The organism is Brevibacillus centrosporus (assembly GCF_046622605.1).
Lineage (GTDB): Bacteria > Bacillota > Bacilli > Brevibacillales > Brevibacillaceae > Brevibacillus > Brevibacillus centrosporus.
In genome coordinates this window covers 5,453,071-5,470,703 of the sequence record NZ_CP176856.1, presented here as the reverse complement: position 1 = coordinate 5,470,703, position 17,633 = coordinate 5,453,071, and the positions used below count along the sequence as shown (strand labels likewise).

18 protein-coding genes and 1 riboswitch are annotated in these 17,633 nt (G+C 49.3%); all 18 genes read left to right on the top strand.

Annotation, left to right across the window (positions count from 1 at the left end; translation table 11 throughout):
• Window positions 1-72: 72 nt before the first annotated feature.
• The 18 genes from ACLIN2_RS27480 (at window position 73) to csrA (ending at window position 17,530) form a co-directional block, all read left to right on the top strand.
• Window positions 73-1,017, top strand: a complete 945-nt coding sequence (locus tag ACLIN2_RS27480) for an SLAP domain-containing protein (RefSeq protein WP_092275425.1) — start codon at window positions 73-75, stop codon at window positions 1,015-1,017.
• A gap of 44 nt (window positions 1,018-1,061) precedes the next feature.
• A complete protein-coding gene (locus ACLIN2_RS27475) occupies window positions 1,062-2,048 on the top strand; it encodes an SLAP domain-containing protein (RefSeq protein WP_122960739.1) in 987 nt (328 codons plus the stop codon).
• A 228-nt stretch (window positions 2,049-2,276) separates the two neighbouring features.
• Window positions 2,277-4,793: a S8 family serine peptidase gene (locus ACLIN2_RS27470; RefSeq protein WP_411504605.1), complete on the top strand. Its 2,517-nt coding sequence runs from the start codon at window positions 2,277-2,279 to the stop codon at window positions 4,791-4,793.
• Window positions 4,794-4,820: 27 nt separating this feature from the next.
• The gene (locus ACLIN2_RS27465; RefSeq protein WP_411502701.1) at window positions 4,821-5,267 is read left to right on the top strand and encodes a hypothetical protein; all 447 of its coding nucleotides are present in this window, start codon (window positions 4,821-4,823) and stop codon (window positions 5,265-5,267) included.
• A 53-nt stretch (window positions 5,268-5,320) separates the two neighbouring features.
• Window positions 5,321-5,423: riboswitch (SAM riboswitch) on the top strand.
• 133 nt (window positions 5,424-5,556) lie between these two features.
• Window positions 5,557-6,768 (top strand): methionine adenosyltransferase, encoded by a 1,212-nt coding sequence (gene metK / locus ACLIN2_RS27460; protein ID WP_122921990.1) that lies wholly within the window; start codon window positions 5,557-5,559, stop codon window positions 6,766-6,768.
• Between the two features lie 495 nt (window positions 6,769-7,263).
• Window positions 7,264-8,406 carry a sensor histidine kinase gene (locus tag ACLIN2_RS27455; RefSeq protein ID WP_122960737.1) on the top strand — a complete coding sequence of 381 codons (1,143 nt, stop codon included), beginning with the start codon at window positions 7,264-7,266 and terminating at the stop codon, window positions 8,404-8,406.
• A gap of 32 nt (window positions 8,407-8,438) precedes the next feature.
• Entirely contained in the window at window positions 8,439-9,146 is a 708-nt protein-coding gene (locus tag ACLIN2_RS27450) for a response regulator (RefSeq protein WP_092275442.1), read from the top strand.
• 50 nt (window positions 9,147-9,196) lie between these two features.
• Window positions 9,197-9,562, top strand: coding sequence for a glycosyltransferase family 2 protein (locus tag ACLIN2_RS27445; RefSeq protein WP_411502700.1), 366 nt, complete (start codon window positions 9,197-9,199; stop codon window positions 9,560-9,562).
• A gap of 120 nt (window positions 9,563-9,682) precedes the next feature.
• Window positions 9,683-11,623, top strand: a complete 1,941-nt coding sequence (locus ACLIN2_RS27440) for a DEAD/DEAH box helicase (protein ID WP_411502699.1) — start codon at window positions 9,683-9,685, stop codon at window positions 11,621-11,623.
• Entirely contained in the window at window positions 11,620-12,384 is a 765-nt protein-coding gene (locus ACLIN2_RS27435; RefSeq protein ID WP_411502698.1) for a ComF family protein, read from the top strand. The genes ACLIN2_RS27440 and ACLIN2_RS27435 overlap by 4 nt, the downstream gene beginning before the upstream one ends.
• Before the next feature lie 83 nt (window positions 12,385-12,467).
• Window positions 12,468-12,896: a TIGR03826 family flagellar region protein gene (locus ACLIN2_RS27430; protein ID WP_092275453.1), complete on the top strand. Its 429-nt coding sequence runs from the start codon at window positions 12,468-12,470 to the stop codon at window positions 12,894-12,896.
• Window positions 12,897-13,009: 113 nt separating this feature from the next.
• Window positions 13,010-13,288: a flagellar biosynthesis anti-sigma factor FlgM gene (flgM, locus tag ACLIN2_RS27425; RefSeq protein ID WP_092275456.1), complete on the top strand. Its 279-nt coding sequence runs from the start codon at window positions 13,010-13,012 to the stop codon at window positions 13,286-13,288.
• A 41-nt stretch (window positions 13,289-13,329) separates the two neighbouring features.
• Window positions 13,330-13,821, top strand: a complete 492-nt coding sequence (locus ACLIN2_RS27420; RefSeq protein WP_092275663.1) for a flagellar protein FlgN — start codon at window positions 13,330-13,332, stop codon at window positions 13,819-13,821.
• A gap of 12 nt (window positions 13,822-13,833) precedes the next feature.
• A complete protein-coding gene (flgK, locus tag ACLIN2_RS27415) occupies window positions 13,834-15,321 on the top strand; it encodes a flagellar hook-associated protein FlgK (protein ID WP_411502697.1) in 1,488 nt (495 codons plus the stop codon).
• A gap of 15 nt (window positions 15,322-15,336) precedes the next feature.
• Window positions 15,337-16,239 carry a flagellar hook-associated protein FlgL gene (gene flgL / locus ACLIN2_RS27410; RefSeq protein WP_411502696.1) on the top strand — a complete coding sequence of 301 codons (903 nt, stop codon included), beginning with the start codon at window positions 15,337-15,339 and terminating at the stop codon, window positions 16,237-16,239.
• A gap of 22 nt (window positions 16,240-16,261) precedes the next feature.
• Window positions 16,262-16,840: a DUF6470 family protein gene (locus tag ACLIN2_RS27405; RefSeq protein ID WP_411502695.1), complete on the top strand. Its 579-nt coding sequence runs from the start codon at window positions 16,262-16,264 to the stop codon at window positions 16,838-16,840.
• A 13-nt stretch (window positions 16,841-16,853) separates the two neighbouring features.
• Window positions 16,854-17,270, top strand: a complete 417-nt coding sequence (gene fliW, locus ACLIN2_RS27400; protein WP_400588177.1) for a flagellar assembly protein FliW — start codon at window positions 16,854-16,856, stop codon at window positions 17,268-17,270.
• An 11-nt stretch (window positions 17,271-17,281) separates the two neighbouring features.
• A complete protein-coding gene (csrA, locus tag ACLIN2_RS27395; RefSeq protein WP_400588178.1) occupies window positions 17,282-17,530 on the top strand; it encodes a carbon storage regulator CsrA in 249 nt (82 codons plus the stop codon).
• The last annotated feature ends 103 nt before the right edge of the window (window positions 17,531-17,633 follow it).

Genomic DNA, 17,633 nt, shown 5'->3' with positions numbered 1-17,633 from the left:
TCGGGTTCAATCCAAAGGTTATGATATTATTGTAGAGTTTCGGTCGCGTCCGGACGTGTGAGGAGGTAACACATGTTTTCATTCTTAAAGAACTGGTTTGGGAAAGACGAAAGTCAATTGAAGAAAGAGCTTCAGGAAGAGGCAGCCATTGATTTTCACGAATTGAGCGATTCTGAAGCAGATGTGGAGAAAGAGGTAGCTTCGAATGCAGCTCCAGTAGTTACGAAGGTGCATACGGAGCTTTCGCTGCACCCAGTATGGGAGCAAGAGCTGGATGCTGAGAAAAAATATACGCTCCGCTTCCTGCAAGCTGAGTTGCCGGATATGGTAAAAGGGATGATCAGCGTAACGGGTTTCAGTATGATTCCTGGCCCGAATGGATTGACGGTGACCATGTTCTTCCGCAACTCATTGGATCATCCTGTTCGGTTCAAAAATATCCGCATGGCGATTTATTTGGACGACAAGCCGTTTGCTCGTATGAGGGTAGACTTGTCTGAAATGGGAGCTATTCCGCCACGTTCCAGCCGCCCTTGGGAGATGTTATTCCCGGAAGAGACATTCTTGCATGATAACTTCTCGTTCAAGCGCTGGAAGGTGGTAATGAAGGCGGGGAGAAGCTCGCATGTTTGGCCGAAACAGTTGGAGCTGGATCCAGAGATGGAAAAACGCATGACAGAGCGACAAAAAGATCGGCTGGAAGCATTGACCCATTCATTGCCGCCTATTCCTGCTGACACCGTTCAAGTAACTGGCTTTGATATTACACTGGCGAACGACGGCAGATTGATTGCAGGCATGCTGTTCCGCAACGGCATGAGAGAAATGTATAACCCGGAAAAAATTCAGCTAACCATCTCTGATCAAGATGGAGATGTGGTAGCGAAGGGTTCCGTGGACGCAAGCACGGTCAAAGTAAAGCCTGGCCACAGCCGTCCGTGGATTATCGTATTCCCGCCGAATGCCGTAAAAAAACCAAATGCGAACCTGCGCAGATGGGTGCTGGAAGTAAAGTAGCACGAGTAAAGTTCATTCTGCAGCAGGGCTTGGGAGGTTGACATATGAGTTGGTTATTGGAAAATTGGTTTGGATCAAAGGAAAGTCTGGAGCAAGTGCGAGAGGATATTCACGAGCATTTGCATAAAGAATTTTATTTGGGTATCTCCGGGATTGATAATCCTGAGCAGTCCTCCACCCGCATTCCATCTACTGAGCTGGAATTGGTCATGAATGGCCCATGGGACAACAGGCTGGAAGAAACGGAAGCAGAGCTGCTGCAATATATTCACGACGAGCTGCCAGCCGTGGTGCGTGACGAGGTTGGAGTTGTTCCTTTCTTTACACAAGTAACAGATGATGGCTATCTGGTACTGACCTATATTCGCAACGCTACAAACAGGAGCGTCTTGCTGCAAAAGCTGCCTTTGACGCTGATTACGAATGAAGGCGAAGTCGTCGCGAAGAAGACCTTTGACTTGATTCCAGCAGGTCCAATTGGCGATTTGACCAGCCGTCCTTTTGAATTCCTGTTTCGCTGGGACGAATTCAGCAAGCTTCCAGAGCAGGAAGTTCCTCTGACGTTGACTTATCAAAAACCTGCTGCGCCAAAAGCAGTGGAAGAGATGACTCAAGGTCTGACGAAGGAAGAGAACGAGAAGTACTTGAAGCAGGCAAAGGAACATTCACCGCTTGCAGCCGGCCAGGTTGACCTGCAGGTGCTCGATATCACGAAAGGCGAAGAGGACGGTCTTCGAGTGATTGTAGCGTTCCGCAACGGTTTGGAAAAACGTCTGGAATTCACGGAAGTGCCGATCATCGTCAACGATGAGGAAGGCAACAACGTGGCTCGTATCCAGTACACCTTGGCAAACATGAAGGTAGAGGCGAATAGCAACCGCGTGTGGGCATTCGATATTCCTTCGACGTCTATCAAACAAGACGATTATGATGTGAGCAAGCTGACAGCCGTCATCCCAAAAGCACGTCAAAGTAAAAAGCAGCCAGCTGTTAATCCGACAGTGGAGAACAATAAAGGTTTATTGCAATAATGGAAAGACCCTTTTTGCCCACGGTGAAAAGGGTTTTTCTACTAGGTGAACATTCCAAATATTGGATATTCGAACTTGCATGTCTCCCTTTCGTTCCGCTATGCTTAGAAAAGAAGTAGAATACCTGAATTCCTTTTAGACTGCACCTTCGGCAGGGGAGAGAAGGAAGGACTGTTTTTCATGAGGAAATGGACACGAGCAGCATTTGCGCTCGCGATAGGCTTCACGATGACGCTGGTTGATGTGAAGCCGATGGTTGCTTTCGCTGATTCCAATGATCGCTACTACGATAACCAGCAGCATCTCACCCAGATTCGAGCAGACAAGGCATGGCAAACAGTGAACAGCAATACAGCAATTACTATTGCGGTACTGGATACTGGTGCAGACTACAATCATCCGGATCTGAAAGGGAATTTGTTACCGGGCATCAATCTTGTGAACGCTGGACGTTCCGCACAGGACGACAACGGGCATGGTACGGAAGTCACTGGCGTACTCGCTGCCAAGGGGAACAACAGCATCGGTGTTTCTGGTGTCTTGTGGAACGCGAAAGTTTTGCCGATTAAAGTATTGGACAGCAGGGCAGTTGCTGATTTGGATGTCGTAGCGAGGGGCATCAATACTGCGCTGGACCGAGGAGCCAAGGTAATCCTCATGTCGGTGAGCAGCATGTCCTATTCCAAAGCGCTGACCAATGCCGTTAACCGTGCAGAGGCGAGCGGGGCTGTACTGATTGCAGCGAGTGGAAACGAGGGGAACCGCGTTGCTTATCCGGCTGCTTATCCAACTGTGATAGCTGTAGGGGGAGTAAAAAGCAACAACGAGCCTATCTACGAGTCGAACTCAGGGCCAGAGCTGAATTTGATGGCACCGGGCCTAAACGTTTACACGACCAAGCTTGGCAGCACGTACGGTTCTTTTAGCGGCACGTCTGCTGCTGCACCTCAAGTGGCTGGCGCTGCGGCTTTGATCATGGCCCGTTATCCCAAGCTAAGGCCTATCGATGTGAGGCAGCTGCTTTATCAAACGGCGACCAATCTGGGCGAAAGCGGATGGGACAAGCGGACGGGCTACGGATTGCTCAACGTAGAAAAAGCAGTAACCTCAGCAATGTCCCAGGACTTTTTAGAACCAAACAACGTATTGTCGCGTGCCAAGGCATTTCCGATCGAACAGCAAATACGTGGAAATCTTGGTCCGAACGACACCACCGACTGGTTTAAAATGGACGTTCCGTACGATGGAAGAGTCAGCTTTACGGCATCGGTGAATTCGACTGTATCTTCCCCGATGGCGGCTACCTTTTATTCAGAAAATCGGACGCCGGTCACACACTACATCGGAAACGGCGACACGATTACCGTTTCGGCAAAAGCGGGACGCATGGACATCAGGCTCGTGCGAAATGGGGGCGTAAATGCCTTTTCCTACGTGCTGACCAGTAGATTCAGCATCAATCCGGACCGTAATGAGCGCAATGACACCAGCGGAACGGCCAGACCGCTTGTAGGCAACCAGATCAGTGTGAACGGAAGCTTCCACACCGAGGGAGATCAAGATTGGTTCTCCTATTATGTCCGTGAGTATGGGCATCTGGATGTGACCGTGACACCAGACAACAAGCGTATGGATCCGGTACTTGCGATTGGCAAGCAGGGCCAGGGAAATAGCACGACATGGGATCCGCTGTATGATAACGGTGATCGTGACGACCCAGCGGAGCATGCATCCAAAGAGGTATCTCCTGGTAAGTACCTCCTCCGTGTAAGTGAGTATGAACAAAATGCAGTGAATGGCGAATACAGGCTGGACTTGAGCTTTACGCCTGTGAAAAAAGATGTAAACGAGCCGAATGACGCGTATCGTCAGGCATCCTATCTGGCGGGTGGTACCGTCATGACAGGGACGCTGCCGACCACTACCGATTCTGACTGGTTCCAATTTACTGTCGGTTCAGAGTCGTACGTCTATGTACGCGCTCCCTTTATTCCGGTCTCATCCGGCGTGAGAATCGCCTTGTACAGTGCAAATAATTTCAATTATGCATTGGCCTCCACGAATGAAGTGGCAGAGCTTTCCGATCAGGGCAAGGATATTTTCGGACTGCGTTTGCAGCCTGGCAAGTATTATATTCGTCTGAACAGTGGCGTTCCGTTCAAATACGATGCTTACCGTTTAACCGTGAACCAGCAGGTGCTGGTCGGTGGGTATCGAGACATTTCCAGCCACTGGGCCCGTTCTGAGATCGTCCGCCTGAGCAATCGTGGGATAGTCAAAGGCTTTGCAGACGCGACGTTCAAGCCAAATCAGGCTGTGACACGGGCACAGTTTGCGACGATGCTGATTTCGGCCATGCGTTCGGATGGGTTGCCAGTAGCTTCCTCTTATACGGGCAAAACGACCTTCCGTGATCTGCCGAAAAAGCACTGGGCGTATAACAACATGGGTATCGCTTATCAGGTAGGAATCATGAAAGGCTATCCGAACAAGCAGATGAAGCCCGATCAGCCGATAACCCGTGCAGAGATGGCTTCCATGATTGCACGTGCGCACAATGTACTGCTGTACAAACGCAGCACGTCCAGCTATCGGGATGTACCGACCAGTCACTGGGCTTCCCCAGCCATTGAGGCATTGACTTCACGCAATTGGTTAAACGGTTATGGTTCCACGTTCAAGCCACAGGGTATTGCCACTCGGGCAGAGGTTGTGGTATTGATTACAAAAGCTTATAAATTTTAACCGCAAAATCTGGGGAGGATAAAAAGGATGAAACCAGTCACAAAAGGCCTGCTCGCAGCTGCGATTGGGGGAACAGTAATATTTGCCTCTCAGGCGATGGCAGATGGCGTGGGAGGCGTACCCGGTTCTGTAGACGATCCTGTGGTTACCAAAAGCTACGTCGACCAGCAAATTCAGGCAGCCGGCGGTGGAGGCAGTACGCTGACAGTCGTTGAGGTAAATCCTGGACAGACGCTGTACGGCTTTGAAGGCACAGAATTTATTGTTCGCACAGGAAAAGTACAAGCTGTAGCGGGCAACAATGGAGATGGTCTGACTGACCTGACAGCGGGTGTAGACCTTCGCGGTGGAGCTGTGGTCGGTACGAATCACCTGCTTCTGATTGCCCGTTCTGACAACCGCGGATTGCGTCTCGCACCTGGTTACGATGGGATTTCTCACGTGATGGTTCGAGGGAAATATACACTCCGATAAAAGTCTATTGACACCATAGAGAAAAACAATTATTCTATAATCCGTAATGGATACTCTTATCCAGAGCAGGCGGAGGGACTGGCCCTATGAAGCCCGGCAACCGACGAAAGAGCGGTGCTAACCAGCAGAACGGACATCTGTTCTGGCCGATAAGAGGATGAAGGAAGCATAAAGCGCTCAAACCTTTTCCTCCGACTTGTTGGAAAAGGTTTTTTTATTGCGTTTACGTCGATAAAATCCTGACTCGGCTACCACACTATTTGTATGAGGTCAAAGGAGGTATTTTCTCATGGCTTTGCAAAAAGGTCGTCGTCTGTTCACATCTGAATCCGTAACCGAAGGACATCCGGATAAAATTTGTGACCAAATTTCCGATTCCATCTTGGATGCGATCCTGTCCAAGGATCCAAACGCTCGTGTCGCTTGCGAAACATCCGTAACAACAGGTCTCGTACTGGTTGCTGGTGAAATCACCACAAATACCTACGTAGACATTCAAAAGCTGGTTCGCGAAACCATTCGCGGCATTGGCTACGATCGTGCGAAATTTGGTTTTGACGCTGATACTTGCGGTGTAATTACTGCAATCGGCGAACAGTCTGCTGACATTGCTCTTGGTGTTGACCAAGCTCTGGAAGCACGTGAAGGTCAAATGTCCGACGCTGAAATCGAAGCAATCGGTGCTGGTGACCAAGGTCTGATGTTCGGATTTGCTTGCAACGAGACACCTGAACTGATGCCACTGCCAATCAGCATGGCTCACCAACTGGCTCGCCGTCTGACAGAAGTACGTAAAAACGATACCCTGTCTTACCTGCGTCCAGATGGAAAAACGCAAGTAACGGTTGAATACGACGGTGACAAACCAGTTCGTATCGACACCATCGTTATTTCTACTCAACACGCTCCTGAGACCACTTTGGAGCAAATCAAGAAAGACCTCGTAGAGCACGTAATCAAGCCTGTTGTTCCTGCTGAATTGCTGGACGCGGATACTAAATACTTCATCAACCCAACTGGCCGTTTCGTAATTGGCGGACCACAAGGGGATGCTGGTTTGACTGGCCGCAAAATCATCGTAGATACCTACGGCGGTTATGCACGTCATGGCGGCGGTGCGTTCTCCGGTAAAGATCCAACAAAAGTGGACCGTTCCGGCGCATATGCTGCTCGTTATGTAGCGAAAAACATCGTAGCTGCAGGTCTGGCTGATAAATGCGAAGTTCAAGTGGCTTATGCCATTGGGGTAGCACAGCCTGTATCGATCGCAGTCGATACTTTTGGCACAGGAACCGTTTCCGAAGAAGATTTGGTAAAATTGGTTCGTAAACATTTTGACCTGCGTCCTGCTGGTATCATTAAGCAACTGGACCTGCGTCGTCCGATTTACAAACAAACTGCAGCGTATGGTCACTTCGGCCGCAACGACCTGAATGTTCCTTGGGAGCAAACAGACAAAGCAGATGCACTGAAGCAAGATGCTGCTGCACTCGTGAAATAAGAAGGAACAGACGAAAGAGCCTAGTTTATCCGCTAGGCTCTTTTTTTGTGTGGTAAAAATTTGCTCTGATTTCTAAGGCTTATTGCGGTCAAATTTTCTACTCCGCAAGCGAGCCGTCCATTTATTGGGGAGCCGATTACAAAGGATTTTGTAGGACTATGTCGAATCATCTTATGAGGGAAGTAAAGGGGGAGTATTGGCTGAATAAAGGCTCTTCCTTTTTTGCAGATAAACATTTTGACCGAAAACGTGACCGTTGGAATCATGGGCGAGGGATCGAAAGAAAAAAATGTGCCTGAAGTGCAACCTTTTCCCCATGTTGATACGTCTATAAGCATAAGCGTAGCCAAGAGTGCTGAGCCAAACGTCATGCCCTAAAAAAAAGCAACAACAAAACCGAAACAATAGTATAGAGATTTTGGTAGTTGTATGGACGAAAGCAGACCTCCATCAGCTGTTCACGAAAGCGAAATACTTGTTTGAAGGAGAGCAATCATGAACAAGGCGATTGACATTAGCGTGCTCGATGGAGTTATTAAACGAACGATTGAAACGGTAGAAACAAGCAAAACCCAAATATTTGATATAGCCGAAAACGCAAGACAGCAAGGGAATTCGTTAAAGCTCGATTTGCATGAGCTGCGTCAGGAAATTTCAAAAGTCATTCAAAAGGTAGATGCGCTGGAGCTGGCGTATCGCAAATCACGCAACCGACTTGCCCTGGTTAGCCGCAACTTTCAGATGTACACGGAGGAAGACATCCGGATTGCCTATGAAGAAGCGAGCCGTATCCAGGTCGAGCTATCGATTTATCGGGAGCGGGAAAACAACCTGAAGCGTAGACGCAATGATTTGGAACGTCAGCTGCGCACGCTGGAAGAGACCATCGATCGTGCGGAAAAGCTGGTGTCCCAGATGGGAGTGGTTTTGGGTTACCTCACTGGTGATCTGAGCAAGATCGGAGAAGCGTTGGAATCAGCTAAGCAGCATCAATTGATGGGGTTGAAAGTCATCCAGGCTCAGGAGGAAGAACGCAAGCGGGTAGCGCGTGAAATCCATGATGGTCCTGCACAGTCGATGGCGAATGTAGTGCTGCGCTCGGAGATCGTTGAAAAAATGTTAAAGAACGAACGGATTCTGGAAGCACAGATGGAGTTGCATGAGCTGAAAGAAATGGTTCGGATGAGCTTGGCCGATGTGAGAAGAATCATTTTCGACCTGCGCCCAATGGCATTGGATGATCTAGGCCTGGTACCAACACTGCAGAAATACATACAAACTTGCGAAGAGCGTATCGAGTCTTCCATTGATCTGGTAGTATTTGGTGTGGAGCCTCCACTTCGCAGCTCGGTGAAAGCCGCGATTTTCCGTTTGGTTCAGGAATGTCTGAACAATGTGGAAAAGCATGCGCGAGCAAACACGGTTCAAGTGAAGCTTGAATTTGTTCAGGAGTCCTTGAGTCTTGTAGTAAAGGACGACGGTGTCGGTTTTGATCTGGAGAAGCGATTGGCAAACGGCGGCTCGTTCGGTTTGCTGGGCATGAGAGAGCGCGTTCAGCTGCTGGAAGGCTCTGTTGAAATGCAATCGGCGCCAGGTGAAGGAACGAAGGTTATTTTTCAAATACCGCTTAAAATGTGAAAAAATATAGAACTTACACAGGGGGATGAGTCATGGATAAGAGACAGCAAGAGCTCCGTATCGTGATTGTGGACGACCATCAATTGTTCCGCGAAGGCGTGAAGCGTATTTTAGAAATGGAAAACGATTTTAAGGTTGTCGGTGAAGGAGCAGACGGTGGAGAGGCTGCCCTGCTGGCAGAAGAGCATAAGCCAGACGTATTGCTGATGGACATCAACATGCCGAATATCAACGGGGTTTCCGCAGCGGAGAATGTGATTTCGGTAAGTCCAAATACGCGTGTGATCATGCTCTCGATTCATGATGACGAAGGCTATGTATATCGCACGCTTCGCTCGGGAGCTTCTGGCTACCTGTTGAAAGAAATGGGGACGAGCGACCTCGTAGACGCTGTGCGCGTTGTAGCAAGCGGTGGAGCTTATATCCATCCAAAAGTAACGGGCAAGCTGATCGAGGAATTCCGTCGCTTGAGTGAACAGGAAGGGGCGGCAGAACGCAGCTTCTCCCTGGATGACTCGCAGATGATCGATCCAAAAGTGATCGAGTCTTTGACACGCCGCGAGCGTGAAGTGCTGCAGCTGATGGCAGAAGGCAAAAGCAACCGGGCTATCGGGGAGTTTTTGTTCATCAGTGAGAAAACGGTAAAGAATCACGTCAGCAGCATCTTGCAAAAGCTGAATGTGCAAGACCGTACGCAGGCAGTGGTTATCTCCATTAAAAACGGTTGGGTGAAACTGTAGCGAAAAAAGGCTGTCCGGCATACCTTGTTAGTGGAGGAGGTATGACCGTGATGGAAGAACTTCTACTGTGGCTGTTAGCGGCATATGGCTGCTCCTCTTTGCTTGTGCTTTTGGCTGACAAATGGGCGAGAAGCATGAAAAGGGATGCAGAAATCCCGCAGCAGCACTATAAAGTATTGGTACGGGATTCCGAGCAAGTGCTGGAGAGAGTGATTCGACGCTTGCTGTTTCGTTCCTATTGGAGTGGCAAGCCTATCCGCATATCCTTGATTGACGCTGGATCATCAGATCATACTAGACGTATGGTCAGCATCTATGAGCGCTACCCATACCTCTTTCGGTTATTGGAAGAGGGACAGGAGGAGCAGAATCAGCCAGACATCGTCATTGATTTGCGACAGGAATCCAGTACGTGAAAAAATGGAACAAAAAGCACTGCTCACGGGCGGTGCTTTTTTCGTACAAAAATATTTGCCGACGCTCCCTGTCTTTTTGCACACTGAGGGCAAATGAGTTCGATTCGGGAGGGAAGCTGTGTGCGCGAGTATTTGCTCTACATCAAGACAGGAGCGGAAAAGATGCTGTCTGCACAAGCCTATGTGACGCCCTGCTTTGCCGTAGATCAGTCGTTTTGGCAAGAGCGGGAGGGGTGTCAGCTGCATGTCATCGGCAAGAGTCCGTCACTAGCTCTGGCTTTTTCGTTGCGGGAGATTGTCAACGCACGCCTGAAGGAGCAGTACGGGACTTCCCATCCGATGAGCGAGGAAGGACTTGCCGAATTGCGGGAGCTGGCCGTACAGCAAGTGCGGGAGACAGCTGTCCTTTACGGGCGTGACATGGCGGGAGTGGAATCTCCAGGACCTGAATGGTTTACATGGGAGACGGGGGATTGGTCGGTCTCGGTAACCCCGGAGATAGTGGGAGACGATGGGCAGAAGCTGAAGCTGCGCTTGGCGACTGCGACAATTCAAAAGGTCCTCGACGGCCGTGCCTTGCTGTGGGAGGAGACTGAGACGCTGCTATTGAAGAGAGAGGCTCCTATTCACGACTTGACTGCCGTTTTGCAAAGGATGGTTTTGTCTGAGCGAGCACAGTGGCGGCCAGGAATACGTTTCGCGATTAAAAAGAGCTGGTGGAAGCATCGGCTGGAAATGAGCTGCGAAAGGTGCGGGAGCAGGGCTAAGGATATTGAATACACCGTATGTCATTCCTGCGGGCAGGGCTGCGCCTATTGTACGGTTTGCCTGGGGATGGGCCGAAGCAAGTGCTGCACACCGTACTTGCTAGTTCCCGCGACGAGGGAGGCAGCCAGTGACGAGCGTGAAGCAGGGCGGAAGACAGCAAGGCTGCACTGGTCGGGTAGCTTTTCCCGCGATCAGGCGGTAGCTGCAGAACAGGCAAGAAGATACGTGGCCAATCCCCGCCCCGGTTTGTCGCAGTTTCTTATTTGGGCTGTTTGTGGAGCGGGCAAGACTGAGCTTCTTTTTCCATCGATCGAAGTGGCGTTATCGACGGGAGGCAGGGTTCTGATCGCAACTCCCCGCAAGGATGTGGTTCTAGAGCTTGCTCCGCGCTTGCAGCGGGTCTTTCCTGATGCTCGTGTCATTGCTGTCCATGGATCCAGTCAGGAAAAGTGGGAGGAAGCGGATATTACGATTGCGACCACACATCAGGTCATGCGCTATTATCAACGCTTTCCGCTCGTGGTACTCGATGAGGTGGATGCTTTTCCCTACCATAACAATCCAATGCTGGAGAGGGCGGTAGCCAGAGCGGTAAAGCCCGAAGGAAAGCTGCTTTTTTTGAGCGCCACTCCCCCGCAATACCTCCAAAAAAGACTGGTTGCCGAAAGAAAAGGGAAGCTCGTTTTAAAAAGGGCTAAACTCCCGCTCCTGCGGTCCTCTACCCATGTACTGCTGCCTGGGCGCTATCATGGTTCTGCGCTCCCGGTCCCGCGCATCGAGACCATCCCAGGCTTGTACAAGCGCATGCGGGCAAACAGGCCTATCTCCTCCCTGCTTCAAATCGTACGAAGCACGCTCGCGGAGGGGAGGCAGCTGTTCTTGTTTGTTCCGCGGATTGACGATGTGGAGCGTGTCCTTGCCTATTTGACGACTTTCTTTCCGGACTTGGCCTCCCAAATGGCAGGTGTGCATGCTGCCGATCCACAGCGTGACGAGAAGGTCCGCTCTTTCCGGGAAAAACGTTACCGTCTCATGGTAACAACCACGATTTTGGAGAGAGGCGTCACGATCCCGCGAAGTGATGTTGTGGTACTGGGAGCAGAGGCTCCTGTTTTTGACGAAGCGTCCCTGGTGCAAATTGCGGGACGAGTAGGACGGTCCAGCGATGATCCTACGGGTGTAGTGCTGTTTCTGCAGGCTGAGAGCGCTGCCTCTCCAAAAGCGGCAGTCAAGCAGATCAAGCGTATGAACCAGCTTGCGAAGCTGCAAGGGGCACAGGAGGAAAGAGCATGAGAAACGATACTTGCCTAGGCTGTGGCGGCCACTTAAACGAGCGAGTAAAAGAGTCAGCTGTTCGCAGTCTGGCGGGTCAGCTAGCCAGTCGAACTCGCTACCCGGTCATGTATCGTTTGGTAGCTGGCATGGCGCTATGTGGAATCTGCATGAATCAGCTGCCCGTAATGTTTGGACCAAGCTGTCTGCAATGTGGACGGGAAGGAAGCCAATTGTGTTCGGATTGTCATAATATCACGGCAGAAACACTTCAAAGCAACCGCAGTTTGCTCCGATATAATGAATGGGGAAAAAATTTGCTGAGCACGTTTAAATATCGTGGCGAGGAACGATTGGCTGATTTTTTTGCCAAGCTGCTAACGATTGCGTTTTATCGTTATTACGAAGCGATCGCGTTTGATTGCATCACGACAGTCCCTCTTCATGCCCAACGTTTGCAGGAGAGAGGCTTCAATCAGGTTGATCTCCTGGCAAAGCGCCTGAGTGCCGATCTAGGAATCCCTGTTCGCTCGCTTCTGGTCCGTACAAAAATGACCGCCCAGCTAAGCAAGCAGGCAGGCCGTACCGCTCGTGTAGAAAGCATGGAGGGTGCGTTTTCGTGGGCGGGTGAGCGTGTCCAAAAGAACGTGTCTGGTTCATACCGCGTTCTTTTGCTAGATGATATTTACACGACAGGATCTACATTGCGTTCATGTGCAAAAACAATCCTTGCACACGCAGGTCCCCATGGCAGCATTTATTCCCTGACGATCTATCGATAGCCAGTCTGTGAAAACTGGAGTATCATTAGAAAATACATCAAGTTGAACGGAAAATTTATGGAAGGAATGTAGGGGGTGGCATTATGTCTTTGGGCAAACTTGCCAATTGTTCGCGTTGTGATGCACTTTTTGTACAAGCTGTCCGCGATATTTGTCCGAAGTGCTATCAGCAGGTGGAACAGGAGTATGAGCTGTGTGCGCGGTTTTTGCGCAAACGGGAAAATCGAGGCTCTAACATTTACCAGGTGAGTGAAGTAACTGGCGTCAGTGTGAAGCAAATCACGAAATTTATTAAAGAAGGCCGTATATCCATTGCTGGCAACCCGCATCTCGGATATCCATGCGAGCGTTGCGATTCTTTGATACACACCGGTAATCTTTGTGATTCATGCATTGATAGTTTGAAGCATGATATCACGCAGGATTTGGAAGTCATGAGACGTCTTGATGAGGAGAAAAATCCAGGGAATTCGACAGCGGCCTATCGAGGAAAGAGGAATACTGACGAATAGTTTTGTAACAAAAAAACTAATCGGGCGCAGCGAAATTGCCGATGATACTACTAAGAAGTATCATCGGTTTTTTACATCATTCATGTCCGGTGGTTTGAGAGGATGGTTTTCACATGCGGATTAATGAGCCCAATCGTATCGGTATGATCAATGCCTATAACAAGACTGGTAACTCCCAGGTAGGTAAATCCGGCAAGATCCCGATGGGGAAAGATGAAGTGAACATTTCAACCGAGGCGTTGGAAATGCTGAAGCAGCTGGAAGATCCAGATTCGCCGCAGCGTCGGGAAAAAGTAGATCAACTGAAAAAGCAGGTAGAAGAGGGAACGTATCGCGTGCCGAGTGAAAAAATCGCAGAGAAATTCCTTTCCTTCTGGCAAAAGAACAAATAGGCTCTCCAGGGAAGACGAGGGAGAATTCAACGATGACGAAAATGGAAATGCTCTACGAGCTGCTCGACAACTTGATCCAGTTGCACAAGGCCTTGTACACCTTGGCTACGCACAAGAAAGATGTGCTAGTTAAAGGAAATGTGAATGAGCTTGTGGCGATAACGAGCCAAGAGCAAAAGCTGATCAAGGGAATTACAGCAGCAGAAACAGCCCGTCTGAATGTAGTAAGAGAGCTGACAACCGAAAAAGGCTTTACGCTGCAGGAAGGCACACTGGCTGAATTGATCAAGTTGACGACCAGTGCGGAAGAGAAAACGCGACTGACCGTCTGTCGCAACGAACTAAGCCGGATTGTTTACGAACTGCGTGATGCGAATGAACTGAATCAGCAGTTGCTAAAGCAATCCCTTTCTTTTGTAAACATGACGCTCGACCTGATCACCGATACACCGGAGGACGATTTCATATACGGCAATCCTGCCTCCGAAGGCTATCGTCAGGCGAATCGAACTTTTTTTAATAAAAAAGCGTAAAGAGGTGTCAATATGCGCTCTACCTTTCATGGTATAGAAGTTAGTAAGCGCGGTTTGTTCGCACAGCAATCCGCCTTAAATACAACGGGCCACAACATTGCGAATGCAAATACAGAGGGCTATAGCCGCCAGCGTGTAAACATGCAGGCGACGACGGGGCTTCCGTATGTGGGCATGTTTCAAACGATCGAGCCAGGCTTACTTGGTACAGGGGTACAGGCAGACAGCATTCAGCGCCTGCGCGAGGAGTTCCTGGATATTCAGTATCGCAATGAATACAAGCGTCAAGGCTATTGGGATGCACGAACGGAAACACTGGAAAAAGTCGAGGGCATCATGAACGAGCCTTCTGATACCGGCCTGCAAAAGGTCATGGACCAGATGTGGCAGGCATGGCAGGATTTGGCGAAAGACCCGACTGATACATCTGCTCGTGCGGTTGTTCGCGAGCGAAGCAAAGCGGTAGCGGATACGTTTAATACCACTTACAAGCACCTGCAGGAAGTCCAAACCGATCTGGACAATGTGGTAAATGTGAAGGCGATGGAGATCAATTCGATCGGTCAGCAGCTTGCCAGCCTGAACAATCAGATTTCCAATGTGGTTCCGCATGGGTATCAGCCCAATGATTTGTACGATCAGCGGGATGTTCTCTTGGACAAGCTCTCCAAGCTGGTGGACATCAAGGCGACGCAGTCTACGGCTGGCATGGTGAACGTCACGATTGAAGGACGGGATTTTGTAACAGGAATCACGTCTCAGCCTTTTGCTGCGGTACAAAACCCGCTTACCGGCGTGAGCGATTTGACATTGGGTGGCGCTGCATTTACGCCGACTTCGGGATATATGGCAGGCACGCTGGAATCCCGCGACCAGATTGTTCCTAACATTTTGAAGCGCCTCGACGTTTTGGCAGTGAACCTGACAAAAGAGATTAACGACATCCACCGTGCAGGTGTGAGTTTGTCGGATATAAATAATGGTACGGTGCAAGACTTGCCGTTCTTCGTAGACACGACCGCGCTTGCAGGGAACGCAGCGACCAAGGATTATCCAAAAGGCGCCCTTAACATCACCATCAACCCTGAAATCACAAAGAGCCTGGACGCCATTGCAGCAGCGAAACCGGAAGCAACCTCTACTCCTGTTGGTAACAACGAGACAGCACTGGCAATATCTTCCATCAAATTCAAAGTACTGGCTGCAGGTACAGGTCCAAACGACTTGGCGGAAAGCTCAACTCTGGATAACTACTATCGTTATACGATCAGCCAATTGGGTGTAGATGCCCAGGAAGCGACGCGAAATCAAGCAAACTCGGAGATGCTTGTCGGAACGGTAGACAACCAGCGCCAATCCGTATCTGGAGTCTCCATCGATGACGAGATGGCGGAAATGGTCAAATACCAGCACGCATACAGCGCCTCTGCGCGTGTCATGACGAGTATGGACGAAATCTTGGACAAAGTCATCAACGGCATGGGCCGTGTGGGTCTCTAATAGGAGGGGTTAGTAGTGGCGGTACGCGTAACGCAAAATATGTTGAACAGCAACATGCTGCGTAATTTGCATAAGTCGATGGGGACTATGGACAAGCTGCAGCAGCAGCTTTCGTCGGGCAGCAAAATCAACAAGCCTTCTGATGACCCCGTTATTGCCGCTCGTGGTATGTTCTATCGCTCCTCTTTGATGGAGAATGATCAGTATAAGCGCAATGTCGACGAGGCACAGTCCTGGATGGATATGACGGATACGACGATGGATGAGATGGGTAGTATTATGAAGCGGGTGAAGGAGATCCTCGTCTATTCCGGCGATGGTGCCGTTTCCCCTGATGATCTAAAAGCAATGGGATCAGAAGTAGAAGAGCTGAAAAAGCATATGGGCACATTGGCGAATCAGCAAATCAACGGGAAATATATTTTTGCAGGTACGGATACAAATAAACCCCCTTACGATGCAACAGCAAAAGCTGGTGCTGGGGACTTCGTCAGCACAAATAGCTCTCCCATTAATTTGGAAGTGAGTCAAGGTGTGTTTGTAACGTCAAACGTGAATGCGCAAAATATCTTCAACTACCCGGATAATGCCAATAATATGTTCACAGTGCTGAACAATATTATTGGGGCACTGAGCAGCGGAAACTCGGCCACCCAATTCCAAACAGCAATGGATGACCAGTATAACAAGCTTCTGTCTGAGCGGGCATCTTTAGGGGCCAACGTAAATCGTGTTGAACTGATTGCAGAACGTTTGGATTCCCAAGAAGTAAACATTACGGGTCTGATGTCCAAGAACGAAGACGCCGATATGGCGAAAGTCATGACAGATTTGAAAACACAGGAAAGCGTGCACTCTGCTGCATTAGGCTCGGGCGCACGTATTATTCAGCCTACATTGTTGGACTTTCTGCGCTAGGCTGTCGGGAGGAAGGTAAGCCATGAATATCCCGAAAATCCAAATGCAAAGCACGTTTGCTCAGCTAGGGTTAAATATCAACAAGCCTGTTCAAGAAATCAAGCAACCGCAAGCTGAGATGAACTTGAAGCAAGTACCTGCGACGTTGAATATCGAGCAAGCACGTATCGTACTGCAAATAGATTCTAGCCAAGCTCGAGCGAATATAGGTATCATGACTTCCATGCAGTTTACAGATAGCCTAGCTTCTTATGGTAAGCAGAAAGCACTTCAAGCGATTGCGGAAAAGAGTCAAGAGGGCGATCGCCTGATGCGTATCTATACAAAAGAAAATGCTATTGCAAATATTGGTAGAGAAAAAGGACTACGGGCACTAGAGGGGGGCTATACGCCCCCCGCGGCTTCGGAGGATGAAGGTGTAGATATAAGTGCAGAGCTCAAACCTGTCGTGATAAACGTGCAGCGAAATGGTATGAGTATGGACCCGGTTACGAAACCGCCTGAGTTGTCTTATACACCAGGCAAGGTCGAGCCATATATGATACAATACAATAGTCTGAAAATAGATGTGGTAGGCGGTCAACTGGATCAAATGATGTAAGCGAGGGGAAAACATGAGCGCAAGTCAACAAGTGGAATTGGGCAAGCTATTTTTTGAAGATGGCATCCCGGGGTTTTCCCATTTGCAGTTTTTTCAATTGATGCAGGAAGAGGAGAGTCCCTTTTTTCTGATTCAGTCGACGGAAGAGAAGGATGTGGGTTTTTGGGTCATTGATCCATTCTCCTTTTTTTCTGAGTACAAGTTTGAGCTGTCAGAGGTAGCAAAAGAAGCCTTACGAGTGGAAGATCAGTCGCAGATAGCGGTTTTTACAATCATAACGATTCGCGAAAACAACCTGGCAACAGTCAATTTAAAGGCTCCAATCGTAGTGAATCTGTCCAATCGGATGGGGCGCCAGGTGATCTTGCAGGAGGATACATATTCCATACGTCAGCCGTTGTTTGAACAACAAGCTGGTGATCGAAAGTAGGTGGTGCTCAAGTGTTGGTCCTTTCCCGAAAGAAGAACGAATCGATCATGATTGGGGACACCATTGAAATCAAAATTATCTCTGTTGAAGGAGATCAAGTGCGGATAGGCATTGATGCTCCACGTAATTTGGATGTGTATCGGAAGGAAATATACGATGCGATTCAGGAAGAGAATCTCCAGGCGATGCAGAGCCAGGGGAATTGGGCAGCTTTAAAACAGTTGATTCAAACCAAAAAGGAGTCAAAAGATGGTCAATAGATCATCTTTTTTGTTTTTTTGCAGAAAAAAGTAGAAAAAGCACTAAACACCCAAATCCTGTGAGCCGATAATATTAGTGTAGGGACAAAGTCACAAGCGCGCG